17 protein-coding genes and 2 rRNA genes (1 of these 19 only partly in view) are annotated in these 22,657 nt (G+C 56.7%); 4 read left to right on the top strand and 15 right to left on the bottom strand.

Going from position 1 to position 22,657, the window contains the following annotated elements; translation table 11 throughout:
• Positions 1-9: 9 nt before the first annotated feature.
• From AUP74_RS10395 to AUP74_RS10380, 4 genes are read right to left on the bottom strand one after another with little or no spacing between them, the layout of a single operon-like run.
• A complete protein-coding gene (locus AUP74_RS10395) occupies positions 10-2,016 on the bottom strand; it encodes a prepilin-type N-terminal cleavage/methylation domain-containing protein (RefSeq protein ID WP_145924372.1) in 2,007 nt (668 codons plus the stop codon).
• 30 nt (positions 2,017-2,046) lie between these two features.
• Positions 2,047-3,237: a hypothetical protein gene (locus AUP74_RS10390; protein ID WP_069947512.1), complete on the bottom strand. Its 1,191-nt coding sequence runs from the start codon at positions 3,235-3,237 to the stop codon at positions 2,047-2,049.
• Complete coding sequence (locus AUP74_RS10385) at positions 3,237-4,016, bottom strand: PilW family protein (RefSeq protein ID WP_069947511.1); 780 nt, start codon at positions 4,014-4,016, stop codon at positions 3,237-3,239. Before AUP74_RS10385 ends, AUP74_RS10390 begins: the two co-directional genes overlap by 1 nt.
• A gap of 1 nt (position 4,017) precedes the next feature.
• A complete protein-coding gene (locus AUP74_RS10380; protein WP_069947510.1) occupies positions 4,018-4,680 on the bottom strand; it encodes a GspH/FimT family pseudopilin in 663 nt (220 codons plus the stop codon).
• 441 nt (positions 4,681-5,121) lie between these two features.
• Here AUP74_RS10380 and AUP74_RS10375 point away from each other — a divergent pair, with 441 nt between their 5' ends.
• Positions 5,122-5,793: an SOS response-associated peptidase family protein gene (locus tag AUP74_RS10375; RefSeq protein ID WP_069947509.1), complete on the top strand. Its 672-nt coding sequence runs from the start codon at positions 5,122-5,124 to the stop codon at positions 5,791-5,793.
• A 48-nt stretch (positions 5,794-5,841) separates the two neighbouring features.
• Positions 5,842-6,690 (top strand): M90 family metallopeptidase, encoded by an 849-nt coding sequence (locus AUP74_RS10370; protein WP_069947508.1) that lies wholly within the window; start codon positions 5,842-5,844, stop codon positions 6,688-6,690.
• Here AUP74_RS10370 and AUP74_RS17560 read toward each other — a convergent pair.
• The 5 genes from AUP74_RS17560 to AUP74_RS10345 form a co-directional block, all read right to left on the bottom strand.
• A complete protein-coding gene (locus AUP74_RS17560; protein ID WP_158514561.1) occupies positions 6,581-7,249 on the bottom strand; it encodes a nucleotidyltransferase family protein in 669 nt (222 codons plus the stop codon). The genes AUP74_RS10370 and AUP74_RS17560 overlap by 110 nt on opposite strands.
• A 60-nt stretch (positions 7,250-7,309) precedes the next feature.
• Positions 7,310-11,284: a translocation/assembly module TamB domain-containing protein gene (locus AUP74_RS10360; RefSeq protein WP_069947506.1), complete on the bottom strand. Its 3,975-nt coding sequence runs from the start codon at positions 11,282-11,284 to the stop codon at positions 7,310-7,312.
• 1 nt (position 11,285) lies between these two features.
• Complete coding sequence (locus AUP74_RS10355) at positions 11,286-13,070, bottom strand: autotransporter assembly complex protein TamA (RefSeq protein ID WP_069947505.1); 1,785 nt, start codon at positions 13,068-13,070, stop codon at positions 11,286-11,288.
• A 194-nt stretch (positions 13,071-13,264) separates the two neighbouring features.
• Complete coding sequence (locus AUP74_RS10350; RefSeq protein ID WP_069947504.1) at positions 13,265-13,639, bottom strand: hypothetical protein; 375 nt, start codon at positions 13,637-13,639, stop codon at positions 13,265-13,267.
• Positions 13,640-13,813: 174 nt separating this feature from the next.
• On the bottom strand, positions 13,814-15,784 hold the full coding sequence (locus AUP74_RS10345; protein WP_083260922.1) for an acetoacetate--CoA ligase: 1,971 nt from the start codon (positions 15,782-15,784) through the stop codon (positions 13,814-13,816).
• Between the two features lie 162 nt (positions 15,785-15,946).
• On the opposite strand from AUP74_RS10345, the gene AUP74_RS10340 reads away from it, so the two are divergent.
• Complete coding sequence (locus AUP74_RS10340; RefSeq protein WP_069947503.1) at positions 15,947-16,837, top strand: LysR family transcriptional regulator; 891 nt, start codon at positions 15,947-15,949, stop codon at positions 16,835-16,837.
• Here the strand turns inward: AUP74_RS10340 and AUP74_RS10335 are convergent.
• From AUP74_RS10335 to AUP74_RS10320, 4 genes are all read right to left on the bottom strand, one after another.
• Positions 16,826-17,299, bottom strand: coding sequence for a Dps family protein (locus AUP74_RS10335; protein WP_069947502.1), 474 nt, complete (start codon positions 17,297-17,299; stop codon positions 16,826-16,828). The two genes, AUP74_RS10340 and AUP74_RS10335, sit on opposite strands and share 12 nt — an antisense overlap.
• 249 nt (positions 17,300-17,548) lie before the next feature.
• A complete protein-coding gene (locus AUP74_RS10330) occupies positions 17,549-17,950 on the bottom strand; it encodes a c-type cytochrome (RefSeq protein ID WP_226999760.1) in 402 nt (133 codons plus the stop codon).
• 223 nt (positions 17,951-18,173) lie between these two features.
• Positions 18,174-19,541: a sulfoacetaldehyde dehydrogenase SafD gene (gene safD / locus AUP74_RS10325; RefSeq protein ID WP_069947501.1), complete on the bottom strand. Its 1,368-nt coding sequence runs from the start codon at positions 19,539-19,541 to the stop codon at positions 18,174-18,176.
• A gap of 5 nt (positions 19,542-19,546) precedes the next feature.
• Positions 19,547-20,293, bottom strand: a complete 747-nt coding sequence (locus tag AUP74_RS10320; protein WP_069947500.1) for a sulfite exporter TauE/SafE family protein — start codon at positions 20,291-20,293, stop codon at positions 19,547-19,549.
• 142 nt (positions 20,294-20,435) lie between these two features.
• Between AUP74_RS10320 and AUP74_RS10315 the strand changes: the two genes are divergently transcribed.
• Positions 20,436-20,876 carry a DUF1330 domain-containing protein gene (locus tag AUP74_RS10315; RefSeq protein WP_083260920.1) on the top strand — a complete coding sequence of 147 codons (441 nt, stop codon included), beginning with the start codon at positions 20,436-20,438 and terminating at the stop codon, positions 20,874-20,876.
• A 601-nt stretch (positions 20,877-21,477) separates the two neighbouring features.
• On the opposite strand, the gene rrf is transcribed toward AUP74_RS10315, so the two are convergent.
• Together rrf and AUP74_RS10305 are read right to left on the bottom strand one after the other, a co-directional pair.
• Positions 21,478-21,593: ribosomal RNA gene (gene rrf / locus AUP74_RS10310) — 5S ribosomal RNA — on the bottom strand.
• A 209-nt stretch (positions 21,594-21,802) separates the two neighbouring features.
• Positions 21,803-22,657 (bottom strand): 23S ribosomal RNA (locus AUP74_RS10305); it runs 2,024 nt beyond the window's last position.

The raw sequence follows: 22,657 nt of genomic DNA, 5'->3' as shown, positions 1-22,657 counted from the left end.
CCCCTACCCTCATCCTGGACAGTCGTTAACACGATCCTGAATATTGATATCCAGCTGATTGTAGCCAGTGATAGCCACCGCTACTGCATCCGCGCTGCCTGATCCATTTACAAGAGTTAGGCTGCCGCTAGGACTTGTACCAATAGCGGCACAAACAACACCATCACTCAGCAGGAAAGTCAGGGTCCCATCCCAGTCAACATCATAGGCACCGGTCACACATTCATAAGACAATCCCGAATTGCTGACACTACAGTGACCATCGGGAATTGAGACCGCAGACAGGACCTTGTTCTGATCGACGGTTGTAACCCTGCCACTGATCAATGCGTAATTGTCGACGACGCAGTCAACGTTACTGACCACATCATCATCGGTCACAGCGGTAAGCGGCAGTGGGCTTGGCGAACATGAGAGCTTCAACTCATTTCCCTGTGCAGTTGTGTAGATCATCCCGTTCCAGCCAGCTCCCCAATCGTACACGTCACATTCAAAATTTGCCTGGTACTGACTGCCGCCTCCGGAGAACAAACCCAACAGGCAGTTACCTGGCCCATCGGAGGTGTTCACACTGATTGAAGCCAGCACCTCTTCGGAAAAGATCTGAGGGTCTTGCACCGAAACATCTACCAACCCGCTGAGAATATGACGCTCTACGGGTGGACTAGTGGGATCATAGGGACAGGTGGTGTCGTGACCATACTTATCGGGGTCATACGTATCGAGCATGCCATCATTCAAGCAAACAAAATCGTGAGGATTGCCCGTAAAGAGGTCACCCGGTATGCCATCAATATTGGCATCGCCCCGCACCATCACTGACTGAGAGATACAGTTTGCACCTTCAGTGCTTTCAGCGGACATCGCAGAAATAACGAAATCATGGGAATGATCATCTGTGTCTGGATCCGGCAGCACAATGCCATCAGCAATACCGTATGAGGTATAGATGTATCCACTGTCGGTTGTAAGAGGAGTTCCGTCGCTGTCTTTTCCATAAATCATCCCGCGGTACGCGCGGCGAACGGCAATTACAGGAGCTTCCCATTCATTTTGGGAAACAGGATCGCCCAGGCAAACCTTATCCCTCTGCTTGATCCCACCCGCCAGTAAGATTCCAACATTGCCGTGCCAGCCACCACCGAGATAACAGGTGTAATGAAAGTAGGTATAGTCGCCTTCTGCGGTTAAAAGATCACTGGAATTCGCACCATCCAGCGTCTGGGCCTCGCCAGCTGAGTCCAAATAATAACGGGTACAGAAAGCAGCATCGGATGCCTGCAAATGAATATCTTCGGGGTCAAGCGATTTCTGCGTCCCGTTATCGATATAGACCTTCCCCCTAATTTGAACAAAATTTTCACAGGTTCCGCCCGCTGTACTACAGGCATCCTCCAGGGTCAGTACGATCTTATCCCCGGAAACAAGGTTTCGGTCCCCGTCGGCGATGTACATCTTTGTACCATCATTATTTGGCGTGGTCTCCGCACCGTCAGGCAGGGTACCCTCACCTAACTTGGCTCGCCCAGTTGGTGACGGAACGAGCGGCCCCTCCTGAACCACCGCGAGAGAGGCCGGTGCACCCGGCGAGTTATATGCCAACTCAGTATCTAGTAAGACGCTCTCGGTCTCTCCCCTGGCATTCTCCCATACGACGTTTACTGTGACGGTCCTGAGCTCTCCTTTGGCCGCGACTGTCTCCGTTCTACGGAAAGTCGCGTTGACACCATCAATTGATTGCACATTGGCATTCACTGCAATTGGATAGAGGGCATTGAACTCTGCCAGCGTATTGGCTACGTGCATATAGTTGCGCATGTCCTCCAGGCGCCCCTGCGCAATCGCCAATGCCTCTGCCCGGGCTTTATTGGTGGCGCTGATTCCCAAGAAATCACCCTGCATCCTTCCCAGGGCCAGCACACCAATCGCCAATACAAACATTGCAATCAAGACTTCTATTAAGCCAACACCCCTTGACTTTTTTAAGGATAAAAGCGCCGGTTTTGCATCAATCATTAGACTTTTCCATTTGACCACACACCGTCACTAGAAATCTTTCCAGGTTCCCGCCACGCCAAACCGATTTCCGGCATTGATCAAGTCTGCCAAGACATCGGAATTGTAAAAAACATCCATACTGCCACCCGCGTCACTGGACAGGTCTCCAGCAATGACTATTGATCCGACTACTGACATATTGCCCGTAATACTTGCATTGCCGGTAACAAACACCAGACCATGAAAGTTTGGCGTTCCTTCAAAAGAGGCATTACCGTCAATGATCAGTATCGATGGCTCAGTATCGGCAGGGCTGCACAGATTATTGCCGTTGACCGAAACTGTGCAGCCGACAGATGTGTTATTGGTGAAAGTTACATCCCCATCTACCCAAATTACCTCATGGGTCGCAAGCTGGACATCATCATTGGCACTGTCAGGAGAAGACTCTAATGTCACCAAACCAGAGTTACGGTAAGCATCCGGGGTCATGCCAAAGAAATTCTGAAACATCTCGGAAGGTGTAAGATTACCAAGGCTGGTATCGTTCTCGAGCACGTCCAGACCGACACTCAGCTTGTTGGATGAAGAGATCGTCGTACAGGTCATTGGCGTATCCATGCACAGCGGATAACCAGCATCCCCCATATCGGGAACCTCGGTAGCTGTCGCATTATTTGAGCCCAAATCGACCTCGCCACCACTCCAGATCGTGCTGTGCCCCTCCTGATTGTGTACGGTTGCTGAGCCGTTAATGATAACCGTACCTTTTGCAATCATCGGGTTTGACGGGTCATTGGGAAGTGGATCGGTAACACCCAGACGCTGGCTGACAACATGAGTGGCCGACCAATCATCACTGAAGCCCGTGGCAGTCACCACAATCTGGCCACCATTATCGGCGGTAGCCACCTCCACACTTCCTGAGCCAATAGCTGCTGTATTGCTGTCTCCCAGACCGTCGTTATCTGTATCGAAGACTGGGTCAATCACTTGATTATCATCACGGTCGGGCCCTTTACCCAGATAGGCGAGCGCTTCCGCGAGGCCTGCTTCTGCAGCCTCAAAGGCTTGTCTGGAGCGACCATCATTATTCGAGAGCACCTGCTCCTGGCGAACAAACTCAAATGTGGTCAGCGTCACTATTGCTGTGAGCGCCAAAATAAGCACTGAAAATATCAGCGTAGCGACCCCCCTCTGCCCCGTCAGGGATGCAAAGTTGCGTTGGGCACTGTACATTACCTTCTCCTCACCAGGTCGTTTCTCACTCTGACCAGCTGATTCACAGAAACCCTGACATCAGTGTCACTTGCCAGTACACCCTCGATGCTTATGGATATTTGGCGCGTCTCAACTGTGAGGTCCCCACTAGCAGGGATTGTGTCGTAACAATCATACTCCCTCACATCATCTACTCCGCTATCTCCGCCATTGTCCAGCCCATCAGGCTCACGGGCATTCAGGCAGGTCGAGGGCGCAATGGCATCACGGGTGTCAAAAGTAAGGCTGGTAATTCTGACCAGGTTGCCATCTGTTACCGGCTCCCATCGATCCCCGGCATTACTACAGAGGTCATGACGGGGATTCGTATTAACGCCACTCAAGCGCATTTCCACAACGCCATTATTCAGCCTGAATCCAAACAAGTTTTCATTGTCCAGCAGCCCACTTTCGTTCGAGTCATAGGCATAAAGAATGCACTGACCGGAAGAGCCAACTCCGCTTGGATCCGCCGTAGAAGGTCTGACCGCCAGCGCAGTGACATCGAAGGTATTGAACGGATTCTGTGTGGGGTCTGATGCGGCATCGCGCCAATAACCTGCGCGACGGATATCCTGCACCATTATGCTCATGAGAGTGGTCAATTCCTGGTTGAGACGACTGGCTGAAATCGATGCACCACTATTGACAACGGTGCTCACATAAACAGTCGAGGCCGCCCCAAGCACGATAAGTCCGATGGTCAGGGAGATCATCAATTCAATCAGGGAGAAGCCGCGGTGGTGGGTCATTCTCATGTCAGCAGTCCGAGTCGTTGCCTGGGGCCCCATCCGTATAACCAATCAAACTTCCATCCGGAGAACAGATCCTTACCTGCCCCAACAAACCAACCTTGATCATCAGTTGTCGGCCACTATTTGACCGAAGCAGGACTTCGCCGGTACTGACGTTGCCGGAAATCTCTCTTGCGGTGCCTCGGAGGGGTTCGAAGATGATTTTGCTTCCATTGGTAAAGCCGCGCAGCGTCATCTCGACACCCGCATGCTCTGCACTGGTAAAACGCATGAGGACTTTATCCGCGACATCTACGACGCCATCAATACCATCTACAGCGCCGTCACCGTCGTCGACAGCCACAGTGCAAGCATCACTCTGCGAGGCATCTGTCTCAGCGGTATTACAGGTACCTGAGTTTGTGTCGGTGAGGCCATATGCCCAGGTGGTACTTCCATCGGCCGAAAAATTGACTCCGACTTCCGCTTTGCGGCTGATTGCTTCAGAGCGAGCTCTCTGTATACGGGAATAGGTCTGCTCAGCAGCGCTTTTCAGCTCCTGAGTTTCGAAAAAGCTTCTCAGACTTGGCACGCCAATGGTCAATAGGATGGAAGCGATCGCGATTGCAATCATCAGCTCAAGGAGGGTGAAACCACCATCGGGAGTTTTATCGGCTTTATGACCCACAGTAACTTATTCCTATTATCTGTCTTAACGGGCAATTCGCTCTACTAGTCGCTCAAATCTCCTTTTCTGACCACCGATAAACCGCATTCCATGTTTATTTCATATCTACTGGGTCTACCTACCGGTGTCCCACGGCGGAATGAAGGAACAGGTTATTATTTAACCAACAGCTCGATCCGTTTATTTGATCTGTTGCAAAGGAAAAGCGTCTATTGCCCCGTCCAAATCTAGACCAAGATGGCTGAGCTACAAGAATGATGGCGCCTTCGCCCCCCTCATCCGAGAAATGCATTTTGAGATGCGGATATTCGCGGTATGAAAATGGAAAATCTCTGACGAGGAACAGAAGTTGTGTTTGGGAGGGCAGCAGGTATTTAACCTGAGTCAATATGGCTTCAACTCCGTCTCGCTCTAATCAACGACAACAATTACAATCTCACCATGTGTAGCCTCTTCGACACAGATGATCACGCCGGTATCGAGCGCTTTCTCGAGCAAGTCGGCGCCCGGCATCGGGAACGTATGCGATATGGGAAGCGTCACCGTCCCACCTCTCGGATCAGCATCGTTACCACTCGCCATGGAGAGCCGGAGGTAGAGGACGCCATCTGGCATCTGTACTTGCAGAAGGATGGAGAGGACTACCGTCCTCACAAGAAATACTGGTCCATCAACAGTAACTGGCGCAAATTGCCCCAGCGACCGGAATACCGCCACAGCCGTTGCCTGATTCCTGCTACCGCCTGGGTGGAGAGCCAGCACGGAAAACACCCGGTGGAGTTCGGCTTTGGCTTGCCTTTTTTTTTCTGCGGACTCTATAAACCCTGGGATGATGGCCAGTTACTCAGTTGTTCCATCATTACCCTGCCCGCCCACGAGCACACAGCCCGCTATCACGAAAAAAGCTTTCCCATGATCGCCCCGGCAAGCCGTGAGTTCTGTCGTCGCTGGCTGAGCGATACCCCGGACACCTCGGTGTTCGAACCCTATCTCATACCGCGGATACAATACGCAGGTAAACCTCTTACGGTGGCACCACTGAAGCAGGCAACCTCCACTGAATACATCGCTGCCCCGGAGAAGATCGAAGACCCCGCAGATTCCGGCAAGTGAGAGCACGGCGCCGAGTCACGTGAAGAAGTTGCAAGGGAGGACGCCATAATGACCACTTTTCTCGCTATCGTGGCAGTGGCAGTGCTGATCTGGGTGGTGCCCTACCTCTGGCGGCAGTCGCGTTTCCGTTATCTGCGGTCCCGCCCCCTAAACCAGACACAGAGAACACTAATCGCCCGCGCCCTGCCCCTCTACCGCCATCTTCCCCTTCCCCTGCAGAAAGAGCTGCAAAGCAACATCAGCCTTTTCATTCAGGACAAGGAATTTGTCGGCTGCGAGGGCCTTACGATGACGGAAGAAATCCGTGTGAGTATTGCTACCTTCGCGGCATTGTTACTTCTGCGGCGCGAGCACCAGTGCTACCCGGATCTGCGCACCGTGCTCGTTTACCCGGGCACCTATGTAGCCCGGGAAACGCATATAGATGGCTACATAGAAACTACCAGTGACAGCGCCCGGGAGGGAGAAGCACATTACCTGGGGCCAGTGGTCATTTCCTGGTCAGACTTGCAGCAGGACATGCAGCACCCGGAACATGGGCGCAACGTGGCGCTACACGAGTTCGCGCACAAGCTGGATGAAGAGGATGGTGCCTTTGACGGCCGTCCCGTATTCAGCGGCCACGGGCAGGGCCGTAACTGGGCTGCGGTGCTCGGCAAAGAGTACCGACGGCTCCAGGAAATCAGCGCCGGCCTATCTGAAGATGAGGAAGTACCGAGTGTGCTGGATCTTTACGGCGCTGTGTCTCCAGCGGAATTCTTTGCCGTTGCCACTGAGGCATTTTTCGTCAGGCCCCACGAACTCCAGCGGTATCACAGCGATCTATACGATGAATTCCGAGGCTTCTATCAATTGGACCCGGCTGAATTACTGCCTGAAAATCTGCGGGTGAATTGATTGAGCGGATAATCGCCGTATCACTGACCAAAGGGTGATAAACCCGCTCAGCATGGTCCCGCAACAGTTTTTTCAGGCCGCGCCTCACCGGTAGTGAGGACAGGAGCGGGAAAAAGTCCGCCCCGATGGCGATAAGCTCACCCGGCTCGCCGAGACATACCGGTACCGTCAGTCTGTCTCGCTGACTTTCCTGCAACAGCCGCACCAGAGTCTCTGAACAGAGTTGGGGAAGGTCAGCGGGGATGACAGCGATCACATCCAGATCGGGCTCGCTGTTAAGCAGCGCTGTGGCTCCCGCAGTGATACTGGCACCGATCCCAACCGGCCAGGCCGGCGCGTGTGTTGCAATCACTCCGCGCTGATTAAGCAGGTGTTCGATCAGTGGATCACGGGCACGAATGACCACCCGAAGGGTTGACCCGGAGAAATCAGCCAGCGCCTGCTGAACCCGTTCCAGTGTGGCCAACAGCATCGGCTTTCCGTCAATAGTGGCGAGTCGTTTATCTCCACGAAAACGCCTGGAGAAGCCCCCAGCCAGAACAACAACACCGAATCTCATCGGGTGATCACTCCCAGTGTCCGCCACTACCGGAACCATTCCCGGTTCCAGCCATGAAGATTAATAGTCTCTCTTCCACTGCAGCTCCACACTGCCGGCACCACTTTCACTCTCATCAGCAGACTTGAACTGCAGATTCAGATTACGACGCAACTCGATCTGCATTTTCGCCTCCCAGGGGTTGAGGGGGTCGGTGCTGCGCTGCAGCTCAATATAGATACGGTTGGTGATGTACTTACCGAGGCTAAGCGCATACTGGTCACCCTCATCGGTTTCCTCGGACTGCACATCCAGGGTGTCCACCCCCAGCAGCTCGCGGGTCTTGGCGACCGGGTCAAAGGCTGCCGCCCCGCCTCCCTGCAGGGTCCGCACGACGCTCACCAGACGCACGGCCTGCAGTGGCGAGATATCCGCCAGCTGCTTCCCGAACAGCAACTGTGCGAAGATCTCGTCCTGTGCGGCCGCCGGGGTAGAACTGAATGTGATGTCGATATCGTCACCGCTACCGGAGATTTCCGCGATAATTTCACCATCGGTATATTGGTGACGCCCCTTCACGTAAACCGCAGCGACATTATTCTCGAACTGAATCTGCCCCTCCTGAAGTTCGAAGCGCTTACCCAGCAAATCAAAATTACCGCGCACGATGCGCAGTGCTCCCGCAGCCCGGGGCTTGGCCGCAGTGCCTTCCACTGCCACTGTGCCCACCAGCTCTGAATCGAGGCCTAAACCACGGACGTAGGATTGCTGGTCCAGCACCACCTGTACTGCCAGCGCAATACTGTCCAGGAACGGGCGGGATTTTTCCACCGGCGGCCCGTCCACCTCTACCTCGACCACATCAATTTCAGGCACACTGCTGCCAATCATCTGCTCAATCTGAACGGTGAGTGGGCGCAGGGTCAGTGAGCCCTCCAGCAGGGATGCTTCCGTGGTGCCGGTCAGCGCCAGGTTACCGGAGATGGCGCCGCGCACAGCGGGAGTATTGAGTAACTGGGCCTTCTCGGCACGCAGGCGAAAATCGAGTTCCGGCGCGCTCTCTGCCGCAAATCGCACCTCGCCGCCGAGATTGATGCTGCCCCGTTCACCGTCCTCGGCCCGCGCCCGCTCGATCACCCAGCGCTCGGGGGTCAGGCGTGCGAGAAAGTCGATACGGCGAAGGCGGGTATTGGTCGGCCGGTGCTCATAAGATCCATCCTGCAGCTCAATTCCGCCCTCCAGTTCCGGTTCTGCGAGGGTTCCATCGGCATCCAGACTAAAGTTAAGCTGCCCGCGTAAAGCGTGAATATCGGGGTCAATGAAGGCCGCCACCACGGACAAGTCTGCAGTGCCGCGGCTTTCCAACCTCAATGGCAGCGGTGGAGCTGGCTCGCCCTCGGCCCGCGGCGTTGTGAGTTGCTTCAACAGCGGGGTTACCTCAAGCACGGCATCCGCCTCCGCCGCCTGTCGCTCGCCGTGGCTGGCACCGAGGGAGAGCTCCAGATTGTCGCCCCGCGTCTGCCACTGCAGGGACAGGCCCAGGGGTTCACCACCGCCCCGTACATTCTCAGCCCGCTGACTGTTGATCACCAGCTCGCCGGCGAGCTCCGGATTGTCGGGGCTGCCGGAAGCCGTCGCCCACAGCTCGATGCTGCCGTTTTCACGGATATCCGCTGGCAGGTCCACTGGTAAATCCGCCAGGCGACCACGCCCGCGAAGATCTAGCTGGAGGGTCTTACTGTCAATGCTCCCCTCGGCAGAGAGCTGGTTCTCCGCAGCCCACACCAACTCGACCGCCGACAGCTGAAGGGCTCCGGAGGCATAGGCGATAGTGCCCTGCAAATGCCAGGGCTCACGCCGGAAAAGCCCGACGGCCAACAGGTTCAGGGTGCCCTCGGGCCTGGCAAAGGGACCAGTGAGTTCACCGTCCAGGCTTACCTCCCCCTCCAGAGAAGGCGGCAGTTCGACGCCCGCCAGCTGGGCCAGGGACACCGGGATATTGCGCCCCGAGACGGTGAGGTCCGCCCGCGCTTTGCGCGGTTCGACAATCCCATCCACTTCGAGCCAAGCCGAACCCGCACGCCCCAGTTGCTCCGATTCCGCCGCCAGCCCCGCCACGGCCTCGGGCGGATAGCCGCCTTTTATCGGCTCGTCATCGCGAAGGATCAGGGACTGTGGGCCGCGCAGGCTGAGCGGCTCGGCCAGGGTCGGCTCGCCGGCATAGAGCTCGAGCCGCATTCGATCAAGTTCGATCTTGTCCAGGTCACCAGCAGCCGCCCCCTCCAGCCGATAGCGATACTGGCGGTAACGACCAGAGGAAGTCAGGTCGCTGGTAATGCGCAGATTTTTCCAGGGGCCACTGACAACAGCGGAGGAGTCGAGGGTAATCACCAGCCCTTCGGTCGCAGAAAGTCCCAGCGCCTCCGATGGACTGAATTCCTGTGCAGCCACCTGCAGCTTCATATTCAGGGTCTGCCCATCGATATCGACCACACCAGTTGCGCCGAGGGAGAGGCCCTCGCCCTCCAGCTTCAACTGGGAAACTTTCACGGACTTGAGATCCCCTTCCACTGCCGCACTGAGTCGGGCAGTGAAAGCCTCATAGGCCGGGTTTGCCTGCAATTCGGCGGTAAACGCAGGGTTACTCCACGGGCCGGTCGCTTTGACTTTTAGCCGCTCGACATCGCCGGACAGCTGCGGTGGTAACGGTGCTGTTTCAGTAAATGCTGTCGCCAGTTCATTCAGCTCTGCCACCGTCATCCCAGCCAGGAGCCCCTCGAGATCGATGGTCTCGCGGCCAAGGTCAACTTGGCCGCTGGCTTCCAGCGCCGCATCGGCATATTCGAGATTCGCCGAGTGCACGGTCAGGACTTTTTCCTCCGTCTCCAGGCGCCCCTGCAATCGCAACGGCCGCTGGCGGAAGTGCGTACTCAGGTCAATCACGCCGGATACTTCCGGCAGCGCCAGGGGGCCGCGGACACTGAGGTCCGCAGACAGCCAACCGCCCTGTAAAACATCCTGCCACGGGCGGGAAATAGACAATGGCAGTTTTCGCAACTGTAGCTCGGCATCCACGCCTCCATCCCCGACGCTACCGGAGATGGAATGGCGGGTTTCATCCACCTCGAGCGTCAGTCCGGAAGAATCCACCTGCCAGGGTGACAGGGTAAGGTTCAAAGCACCATTCAACGCGAAACGGTGTTCGACCAGGGGCAGGCTCAGGGTGCCAATCTCCACCTGCCACTTGCCGGAGTCTTGCTCCCGCAAGTCAAACTTTGCTTCGGCATCCAGAGCCTGCGCCTCGGGCAGCTGCAGGAGCCGGCCGAGGAAACCCCGGGCATCCTCCGACAAGTCGAGTTCAACAGTGACGGCCCCGGATTCACGCTCACTGGCAGAGAGATCCAGGCGCAGCTGACTCCCGTCCACTTCGTACACTTGCAGATTGAGCCCCCCTGGCGTGTCGGGCCATTTCAGGGAGGCGCTGCCATCCACGCTGAATACCGGCAGCTCCTGCAGCCTTTCATCGAGCACGTGCAGGCGCCCGATATGGAGTTCGCTGATTCGCACTGTTGGGAGAGAGAGAGGTTCTGACGTTTGCGGTGGCTGGTCTTCGCTGACCAGTGTCTCAAGTAAACGTGTGAGCGTATCGTTATCAAGACGCAGCGTGTCTGCGCGCACATGCGCGATATCGATACGCCCGCGGATCAGGGCTGTCAGGTCGACAGCCACAGCAAGATTCTCCGCCTGGGTCAGGTTCTCCTGTTCAAAGTCGACCCGCAGACGCTCGAATTCCCAGCTTCCCAGCGCGGGGCTGGATAGCGCTCCGGTTTCAATGTCGAGCCCCTCCACCACCTCCTCGGCGGTCATCAATGCCATGCGGGTCAGGGCGATTCTTCCCGGCTCAGTACCCAGAAGAAACAGTACGGCCAGCAATACGACAAAGAAAAGGCTGAAAACCAGTGAACCCCGCCCGCTGAGTCCCTGCCAGAGACTGCGCAGCAGCACCCCCAGTGACTTCAGGTATCCGGAGAGCAGGGATCGGAGCGACTGCCACATATCAGAATGCCTGCCCCAGGCTCACGTACACCTGGAAGTCGTCGTCAAGATCATCGCGCTTGTCCAGCGGGAAGGCGACATCCAGCCGTAACGGTGCAAAGGAGGTAAAGTAACGGACACCAATACCCGCCCCCCAATACAGGTCTGAGAAGTTCGGACTCGGATCCGCATAGGCATTTCCGCCATCGACGAAAATCACACCGCCCCAGGTATCGGAAAAGCGCAAACGCCCCTCGAGTGAAATCTCACTCAACGCCCTGCCACCGATCGGATCACCCAGCTTGAAGGTGCCATCCGGCTCTTCGAGCAGCGGGCGGGGGCCCAGCGACTGGTAGGCATAGCCACGCACTGAGCCACCGCCACCAGCATAAAAGCGCTCGTCGGCGGGCAACTCGAAATTATTCAGCCCGGAAATTACCCCGGCTTTTACCCTGAGCGAAACTGTGGGTTCAAAACGCATGGCCTCCGCGGTCTTGTACCCCGTCAATACCGTGGTTGTTTTCAGGAAGCGGATATCGGTGTCTCCCACATCGATATACGGCTTGAGCTCCAGGGCTGCCGTGGCGCCACGGCGCGCATCAAGGATATTGTCGGTGGTGTCCAGCTTGAGACCGAGAGGAACAGACAGCAGCTGGTAGTTCTCGCTACCGGGTATGCCCTCTTCCTCTTCCCGACTGAATTTCAGTTCGCTGCCCACGCTGGCAGTGCGGTGCTTGCTCAGGGTGCGAAAGACGGTGGCGCCAACCGTCAGTGATTCAGCGGTGTAGGAATCCCGATCCTCATTGGAGAGCTCGATCTTGCTGGCAAGGTTCTGATCCTCACGCAGGAACTGCGGTATGGTGAGCTGGGCCTTGAGACTCTGCTGGACCGGGTTGACCTTGCTTTCTATTTCAATTTTTTCGCCGCGATGAAAGACATTGCGATGCTCCCAGCCGGCCGACACACCGGCGCCTTCACTGGAGTAATAACCGACACCAAGCCGGACGGTACGGTGACGGCGCTCCTTGACCACAAAGGTCACATCCACCTGGCCCGCATACGGCTCAGAGACCTGGCTGTTAATACTGGTGATCAGGTTAGTACGCAGTAACTTTAATCGGGCGGCATCGAGTTTCTGCCTGCTGAAGCAATCACCTGAAGAGACCGGCAGTTTGTCCCGCAGGAAATCCTCATCGATGGTGCTGAGGCCCTCGATTCTCACCTCGCCCACCGCAACCTCAGGGGCGGGAGCAACCCGGTACACCAACCTTGCACGGGCTTCGCTGCGGATGATCGTGGCCTGGTAGCTTACATCCACGGTCAGCAGGCAGGCATTCTGGTGAAGAAAGTCCTCTATCGCCTTGACCCCCGCCCGTACTTTTTCGGCCTCCAGGGGATCTCCCACGGACAGCGGAACACCGCTAAATCCCGGCCGAAGGCGCTCCGGCATGTTGATGGAAATGCTCTTGATCAGGTATAGAGGGCCGGGGTTTACCCGATAGGTGATTTTACCGTCGGAAACGGAGTGCCGAACGCTGGCATCATAGTAACCGCGGGAGCGCATGAGCTTTTGCAGGTTCCCTTGCTCATAACGGGCCACATCGCGGGGATCCTCATAGCTTTTGAGGACGGCATTTCCCTTGCGTAATTTTTTCAACTCATCGTCGAGCCACTCCTGCAGTTCACGATCCCCTTCGACCCGCACCTTGAAACCCGGCAACTGATCAAAAAAAGGGATGGCCTCCAGGCGCTGCGAGGGCAAGGCGAAGCACAGGGTGATCAGGAGAAAAGCGAAAATACGTCGCAAGGGATCCTTCCGCAGGTGCTGCTCTGATGATCGGCATCCAGGCCAGTTAACATTATGTGTGTTATCGCGCGACACGTGGCCCCGCCATAGGGAAGCCACTGCACTTTCTGTGACCCCGCCTGAGCCAGAAAGTGCGCGGGCCGGCCGCGCTATTTGTGGTTACCAGCGCAATGGTCAGCCCTGAGGGCGGAAAATCAGGGCATTGCCGGACTGTTCCCCTTTAGTGGGTTGCAGTTTTTGATCAGCACCCGACCTTCCAGCAGGTTGCCCTTGGAGTATTCTGAGAAAATACAGGTGTTTGTCTTCGGGTCGTAGTTCTGGATCCAGAGGTTATCCTCCTTCCAGGTGGCGCCGATATGCTGCTGCCCGTCTGGCACGCTTATGCGCATCACTCCGCCAAAGCGCTTCACGAAGACCTGCTCGTAATGGAAGAAATAGGCGAGCCAGCCGATCAGGAAAACAATACCCGCCACAATGGCGCCTTTACTGAGACTGCCGAGCCGGCTTCCCACGAAGAGCGCAAGAACGACGAGGGCAATCACTGCGGCCCAATAGAGGTAAGTGACCATGGGTGTATTCCCTTAATGTTATTAATGCTTGCTGTGGGAAGGGTAGCGCAGATTGGCGGGTAACTGAATGGCAGCCGCGACAGAGAGAGCGGTGAGAGGGACTGTAAACCGTGGCGGCGCAGCCGCTTCTTTGAAACGCCGGCGGGGTATCCCCCGCCGACTGACTCTAGCCTGTTACTGCGCCAGTTCAGGCAGGTTTTCGAATAGCTTCAACGCCTCGGGGTTGGCCAGGGCTTCCTGGTTCTTAACCGGCTTGCCGTGTACCACATTGCGTACAGCCAGTTCCACAATCTTGCCACTGATGGTCCGCGGAATGTCCGCGACCTGAATGACTTTGGCAGGAACGTGTCGGGGCGTGGTATTGGCGCGAACGGTGGTGCGGATTTTCTGGATTAGCTCATCGTCCAGCTCTACGCCCTCACGCAGGACAACAAATAGCACCACGCGGACATCATCGTTCCACTCCTGCCCGATACAGATACTGTCCAGCACTTCCTCGACCTTCTCTACCTGGCGGTAGATCTCTGCCGTGCCGATGCGGACACCACCTGGATTCAGCACAGCATCAGAGCGGCCGTAGATCACGACACCACCATGTTCGGTGATTTCCGCGTAGTCGCCATGAGCCCAGACACCGGGCCAGCTTTCGAAATAGGCGCCGTGGTACTTGGAGCCATCCTCATCATTCCAGAAGCCGATGGGCATACAGGGGAAAGACTTGATGCAAACCAGCTCCCCTTTCTGCTGCAGCACCGGCTGGCCATCGTCATTCCACACTTCCACCGCCATACCCAGACCGCGGCACTGGAGCTCACCGGCGTAGACCGGTAGCACCGGGTTCCCAAGGGCAAAGCAGGAAATGATATCGGTGCCACCAGAAATGGAGGAAAGACACAGGTCTTCCTTGATATCCCGGTACACGTAACGGAATCCCTCGTGGGCCAGCGGTGAACCTGTAGAAAGGACTGCACGCAGCCGCTCCAGCTTATGGCTTTCCCGGGGTTTACAGCCGGCCTTCTCCAACGCAGCAATGTATTTGGCACTGGTACCGAATACACTGATGCCCTCTTCGTCCGTCATGTCCCACAGCGTCTCCGCCGCCGGATAGAAAGGTGAACCATCGTAGAGCACCAGCGTGGCGCCGCAGGCGAGCCCACTCACGAGCCAGTTCCACATCATCCAGCCGCAGGTGGTGAAGTAAAACAACGCATCCTCGCGGCGGAGGTCGCAGTGCAGGCGGTGCTCCTTCAGGTGCTGCAGGATCGTACCGCCAACGCCGTGCACAATGCATTTGGGTACACCGGTGGTACCTGAGGAGTACATGATATAGAGAGGATGGCTGAACTCTGTGTACTCAAATGTGAGCGGAGCCTCGGGTGCCGAATCAACAAAATCCGGCAGGCTGATCGCTTTGTCCATATCGGTAAGCGCGGCGCGGGTTTCTTCCCCGGAGCGCGCGACCGGCACCACCACCATCTTCTGCACCGAGTCGATACGAGCCAGAATCTCCTGCAGGCGCGGCAGGGAATCAATGGTCTTGCCGTTGTAAAAATAGCCCTCGCAGGCGACCAGCACCTTCGGGGCCACCTGGCCAAACCGGTCCAGCACGCCATTGATACCAAAGTCCGGTGAACAGGAGGTCCAGATAGCGCCAATGCTGGTGGTAGCGAGCATGGCTACGACCGTGTCGATAATATTCGGCATAAATCCGGCGACACGATCGCCTTTTTCGACACCCTCCTGCCTCAGGGCAGCAGCAAAGCGCTCCACGCGCTCATAGAGTTCGGCATAACTCAGGCTGCGGCGACGACCGTTCTCCAGCCTCTCGACAAGTGCCGTCTTGTCATCCCGGTAACGCAGGAGGTTCTCGGCAAAATTGAGCCGGGCATCGGGAAACCACTCGGCGCCGGGCATGGAATCTTTACCCAGCACCCGCTCACCGCGTGTATCGGCGATCACCTCACCAAAGTCCCACAGCGTGTTCCAGAACTCTTCCCGCTCAGCCACAGACCACTCGTGCAGGGCGTCATAGTCGGCAAGGCTCAGGCCGAAACGTTCGTTGACCTGGCGACGGAATTGATCCATCTGGGTAGCGGCGATGGCCTCCGGCGTCGGGGCCCAGAGAGGGGTGCTGTTGTTGCTCATCTCGACTGACCTCATCGGTTCCTTATTGTTGAATGCACCCAGCGTAGGGGGCATTGACAGCTGGGACAATCATGCCTTGGTCTGAAACTTAAATATAATTTAAACTTTTAAACTATTGATAAGTTACGTTTAATCTAAACCAACACCACAGAAGCGGTCACCATGAATGCCACCATCAAGCAGCTCCGTGCCTTCGTCACCGTGGCGAAGACACGCAGCCTGGCCCGGGCCAGCGCCCAGCTACATGTCTCCCAGCCCGCCCTATCCATCTCCATACGTAACCTGGAGACCAGTGTCGGGGGGCCACTGTTCAGCCGCGACAGCCGCCAGCTGGCACTGACACCCGAGGGCACAGAATTCCTGGAGCGGGCGGAACAGTTGTTGCGCAGCTGGGATCAATCCCTCGACGCCCTGCAGCAGCGCTTTCGGCTTCAGCGAGGACAGCTCGCGCTGGCGGTGATCCCGGCATTTGCCCTGAATCGCCTGCCGGCGCTTCTGGCGGCCTTCCACCGCGAGCACCCGCAGATCAATCTCGTCCTGGAGGACGTTGTCATGGAGCGGGTTCAGCAGTCTCTCCTGGAGGGGCGGGCCGAAGTGGGCATCAGCTTCCGACCTGACGAACTGAGTGGACTCGAATTTATTCCTTTCGCGCAGGACCGCTTCGTCGCCGTAGTGCCGGCAAGCCATTCTCTGGCCGGGCGAGACACCCTGTGCTGGAGCGATCTTGCGGCATCGCCGTTTATTGCCATGAACCGGGGTTCCGCCGTGCGGCGCTGGACGGATCAGGCCTTTGCCAAGGCAGGGCGTGACATGCAGTTGTTCTGCGAAGCAAGCCAGTTGAGCACCATCGGACAGATGGTGAGGGAGGGGTTGGGAGTCAGCGTCGTACCCAGTCTCTGCGAGTCGCAGATGCTGGAATACGGACTTACCGTCCGGGCACTGACCGCACCTGTCGTGAGCCAGGAAGTGGGGGCGCTGATACGAAACAGGGGCGGTTTATCCGCCCCTGCCCGTACATTTCTGGGATTGCTACAGCCGGACTTACGACTTTGATGTCGCCCGCAGCATCCACGCTGTTTTCTCGTGGACGCTCATCCGGTCGCCGACCAACGCCACTGTGGATTCGTCCTCCCCATCCTGTGCGGCTTTGAGCACTTCCCGACAGGTTTTCACCACCTGCTCGTGCCCCTTGGTCAGGATCTCTACCATTTTCTCCGCAGTCGGCACTTCCACCACCTCTTCTATGGATGTCAGGGTCGCGAAGGCCTTGTAGGTACCCGGAGCATACACATCCAGGGTCCGGATACGCTCGGCGATATCGTCTACCGCCTCTGCCAGCTCCGTGTACTGCTCCTCGAACATCAGGTGCAATTCGCGGAACATCGGTCCGGTCACATTCCAGTGAAAGTAATGGGTCTGCAAGTACAGCGTGTAGCTATCCGCCAACAGCCTCTTCAGGCCCTCAGCGATATGCTCTCGATCCTTCGCGCCAATACCGATATCGATCTTGGTCATGCTGAATTTCTCCTTTCTCTTGGAAATTGCGGAAGTCTGCCGACCTCGTTAAGCAACATACTAACGTGATGAGAATTGATTGGAAATTTATATCTGGAATCTAGTCAATAAGGAAAAACTATAGGTCTACTTTGCCCACAACCAGAAAAGGGGTGGTTTTACCGTAGTAAAGCCCAGAAATTTCCACTCACCAGAAAATTGCCGCCAATCACAACCGCAACGTCGTCTTTTGAGAGATTCCAACCGGCGCTAATCGGCCTGTTCGGCCATGAGAAGAATCAAGTCTCCGTATTCTTCATCGGAGCAATCGAAACAAAGGCCGCGTGGGGGCATGGCCTGAAAACCTTCACGTGCGTTGTGGACCAGAGTGTCCATCCCCTTGTCCATACGGGCCGCCCACGCCTGCTGATCACCGGTTCGGGGGGCGCCATTGATGCCACTGCTGTGACAACTGAAACAGGTTCTCTGGTAGAGCTGGGCAATTTCGCGGGGTGCGCTGGGCTGCGCACTTTCGTCCGACGCCTCCGCCCGCATCGACTGTGGCTCCTTTGGAGAGCAGGCCGCTGACATCATCACCACCGTCATGAAAACAGTGCGAGACACCGATGATTTAGGGCTAAGCCCTTTTAGGTCTTGAAACAATATGCCCACGAATCATCTCCTGTCAGCTTGTTGTTATTGTGCTGGGGAAGCCCCGGGCCGCACTGATCACGCTCAGGACGCTGGTCCCAAACGCTAGCGACGGAACTTCATTGCTGACAGGAATTATCACCACAGGCGCAGCAGGCCCGCAAGCTCGGATCGAGGGACTGTGAACTGATGGCCTGTCATGTCGAAGGGCAACACGGCCACCAGTCTCCGGTAATTTCCCCTGCTAGATCACCAGCGCCTTCTGGTAGCTCATTTCACGGATGGCATAGCGCACCCCCTCACGGCCCACACCACTCTCCTTGACGCCGCCGAACGGGAAGTGCTCGGCGCGGAAACCCGGACCATCATTGACGGCCAGCAGCCCCACATCGAGCTGATTGAACAGCATTTTGGCTATTGACAGGTTCTGGGTGAAAACACCGGCCTGCAGGCCAAAGGCACAATTGTTGACCAGTGAGACCACCTCTTCCACGTCGTCAAAACGGCGCAGAGGCATCACAGGCCCAAAAGTCTCTTCCGCAACAAGCTCAGCCGTATCCGGCACGTTTTCCAGCACTGTCGGCCAGAGGATGTTCCCCTCCCGCTTCTGCCCTGCCAGTACACGGGCGCCAGCGGCAACCGCCGCTGCGATACGCTGCTCTACCTCATCGGCGGCCGCTTCGTGGATCAGGGGACCCACAAAAGTATCATCCTCGCTCGGGTCGCCGACCTTCAGAGCTTTGGTCGCCTGCACTAATTTGGCCGCAAAGGATTCGTAGACCGCGCTGTGTACGAACAGCCGCTTGGCGGCGGTGCAACGCTGGCCGGCAGTGGCAAAGCGCTGGTTGATCGCCGCAGATACGGCCGCATCAAGGTCCGCATCGTCCATAACGATCAATGGATCGTTACCACCCAGCTCGAACAGCAGCTTCTTGTAACCTGCTCGGGCTGCAATGGCGTTCGCGGCGGCTGTGCCCCCGGTGAAATTCACTGCATGCACCTGGGGATGCGCCACCGCATAGCTGGTGGCATCGATATCGGGAATCAGCATCTGCAGCACCGACTCGTCCATGCCGGCTTCGTAACACAGCTGAACCAGCATTTCTGCAGAGCGCTTGTTCTGGGGCCCGGGTTTGAACAGGATGGTATTTCCTGCTGCAAAGGCGGGGCCGATTTTGTGCATGGCGATATTGATCGGGAAATTGAACGGGGTGATACAGAGCACGGTTCCCAGCGGCTTCCACAGGACGACGCCCACTCTGTCCCGCTGGGGAGGGAAGGCATCGGAATCCAGAGCTTCGCCGTGGATACCGCGGGCCTCCATCGCGCTCGCCAGTGCAGTGTTGTAGGCCCGCTCAATCTCAACCCGGCTATCGGAGATCGTCTTGCCCGTCTCTTCGGTAATCAGGCGGGCGAGCGCCTCTTTGCGATCCTGCAACAGGTTTGCCAACCGCAGGAGAATATCGGACCGGGCAAATGCCGGAGTCTCCGCCTGTCGCTTGCGTCCCTCGACCAACAGCGCCAGTGCGCGATCGACATCTTCACGCCCCTGTAGTGCATATTCCTCAATCAGGTCCCCGGAGAACGGGTTGATGATTTGGTAGTCGCTCATTGGTCTTACCCCACCGTCAGCTGGTAAACAAGCCGCACTCCTGCAAGCAGCAGTGCAGCACGCATTAATTTGAAGAAGAGCTCACTATCGAGCCGATTGAGCAGCGCCACGCCGATGCGGGTGCCTACTACTGCCGCCACAGCCAGGACGAGAATCAGCCCCAGGTGATCGGAAAAAGCAAAGCCGAGATAGATAAAAGCCGGTACCTTTAACGCATGGCACCAGGCCTGCATGACCGACTTACTGGCCACCACTTCCTTTGGCGTGAGATCCCGGCGAACGAAGAAGGGAGCCAGCAACGGGTCTACCGCTCCGGCCAGAATCCCGAAACTCCCGGTCACAAGTCCGAGCCAGCCAAATTGCCCCGGAGCCAGGCGGATCTCAGGTAGCCGTTTCGGCTTGAAAACGGTATAGAAAATGAGCACAGCCAATAGGACCAGCGGCAGTTCCTGCCAGTCCAGGCGCGCCAGCCCCAGGGTCATCAACACCGCCCCGAGAGTACAACCTACGAAGAAGGGAATACAGAAATCCCAGCGGATGTGTTCCCTGACGTAGTAAATCCGGGCTGCGTTGTTGATTAATTGTACGGCACCGTGAATGGGTACCAGCAGTCGCAGTGGAATCGCCACGTTCAGCGCGGCAAACATAAGAATGCCACCCGCCCCTCCGGTCACGGCCGAAACGAACGCACTGACGACGCAGGCGAGCAGCAAAAGGGCAATCGTGAGGTTGGAAAGCTCTCCCAATTCCACCGGAGGTCTCGTTGTTGGTTTTATGGACAGCGGAGTGTACCCAAGGAGCCCGCTGCGACCCGGTATTCGCCGGCCTCACAGCGGTTAATAACGGACATCTGCATCGGAATCCGCTCGTGCCGCGTCTAACAGAAGCAACATAATGACAACAGCGAGTATTCACATGCTGAAACCCTTGATTACTGCCGTCTGCGCCTGCTCTTTGAGCGGCTGTATCTATGTGAGCATCAACGATACAGAAGACCTTGCCCGCTCAGATTCCTGCAATGAGCCGGTCTATCTCGTTCACAGTGGCTCCATTCGCGATACAGCTGCACTGGAGGACTACCAAAACGCCCTGAACCAGTCCCTCTATCAACAGCGAGTGCCCGCTTACATGGTGACTGAAGACGAGCCGGTGCGGATGTTGAGCAACTCTGCGTCCGCCACCCCTATCAGCCTGATCACTCGCTTCTCATGCCTTGAGCAGGCCGAGCAATACTGGAACAGTGCAGAAAACCAGAGCCTCGCTTCGCTTCGTGAGCAGGCCGCCGACTTCCAGATCGCCGTCTATCCGCTGGCTGATAAGGTGATCAGGTTTTAACCCAGCACGATGGATTTGATTCCCGCACTTGGCGCGGGAATGGCAATGCCTCGCATCTAACCTGGAGAGGGCCACCCGATTGAGTGGCCCTTTTTTATTGGAACCGGGCTGGCGCTCCAGCCTGAACAGTGAACTTCGCCTGGCATTCCGCAGACCTACACTGGATGTCGAGCTGCGCTCGCCATCGCGTGCGTGATACGGCATCCCGGCGCCTGCGGCGCCCAAGCATCGCACCTACGGTGCATTGGTCCGGGGTCGCGCACGACTCACATGGCAGCGCTTTGCGCTGCGAGGTAGTGGCAGTAATTCACCGTATCCAAAATAAAAAAAGGGCCACCCGATTGGGTGGCCCTTTCTTTTATTTAGCAGCCTGTATGCAGTGACGGCTGGCTTTGGCGTCGCCATCCATGGCGCTACTTCAGTATGTTCGCTCCGGCCCCGGCCCGGCCATCCTTGGCCGGTCGCTATGGGGCGCGCGAAGCAATGCTTCGCCAACGCGCCCCATAGCCCTACTCTCACGATGCCAGGCAATACGACATCGTCGGGCACTGTAAATAAAAAAAGGGCCACCCGACTGGGTGGCCCTTTCTTTTATTTAGAAGCCTGACGATGACCTACTCTCACATGGGGAAGCCCCACACTACCATCGGCGATGTTGCGTTTCACTTCTGAGTTCGGCAAGGGATCAGGTGGTTCCACAACTCTATGGTCGTCAGGCAAACTGGCTTGGGTTGGCGTGGTCTTATGAGCCTCTCTAGTGGACTCCGCGCTGCCTGTTACTGCCGTTTGCCTGATCTTGCGATCTGCAGTAACCCCAAATAAGTCGGTGAAACATTCTGTAGTAATACACCGCAAGTCGATCTCTCTCGAGCTCTTGCGCGTCTCTCGGATTCACAATCCGAATCGTTAGTAACCATCTCTGTTGTATGGTCAAGCCTCACGGGCAATTAGTACTGGTTAGCTCAACGCCTCACAACGCTTCCACACCCAGCCTATCAACCTGGTAGTCTTCCAGGGCCCTTCAGGGGACTCGAGGTCCCAGGGAGATCTCATCTTGAAGGAGGCTTCCCGCTTAGATGCTTTCAGCGGTTATCCCGTCCGAACATAGCTACCGGGCAATGCCACTGGCGTGACAACCCGAACACCAGAGGTTCGTTCACTCCGGTCCTCTCGTACTAGGAGCAACTCTTCTCAAATCTCCAACGCCCACGGCAGATAGGGACCGAACTGTCTCACGACGTTCTAAACCCAGCTCGCGTACCACTTTAAATGGCGAACAGCCATACCCTTGGGACCGGCTTCAGCCCCAGGATGTGATGAGCCGACATCGAGGTGCCAAACACCGCCGTCGATGTGAACTCTTGGGCGGTATCAGCCTGTTATCCCCGGAGTACCTTTTATCCGTTGAGCGATGGCCCTTCCATACAGAACCACCGGATCACTATGACCTACTTTCGTACCTGCTCGACATGTCTGTCTCGCAGTCAAGCGCACTTATACCATTATGCTCATTGCATGATTTCCGACCATGCTGAGTGCACCTTCGTACTCCTCCGTTACTCTTTGGGAGGAGACCGCCCCAGTCAAACTACCCACCATACACTGTCCCCGATCCGGATAACGGACCTGGGTTAGAACCTCAAACATACCAGGGTGGTATTTCAAGGATGGCTCCACTGCAACTGGCGTCACAGTTTCAAAGCCTCCCACCTATCCTACACAAGTAGGCTCAAAGTTCAGTGCAAAGCTGTAGTAAAGGTTCACGGGGTCTTTCCGTCTAG

The sequence above is a fragment of the Microbulbifer aggregans genome (assembly GCF_001750105.1).
In the GTDB taxonomy this organism is placed as follows: Bacteria; Pseudomonadota; Gammaproteobacteria; order Pseudomonadales; family Cellvibrionaceae; genus Microbulbifer; species Microbulbifer aggregans.
This window is presented reverse-complemented; position numbering and strand designations above follow the sequence as displayed.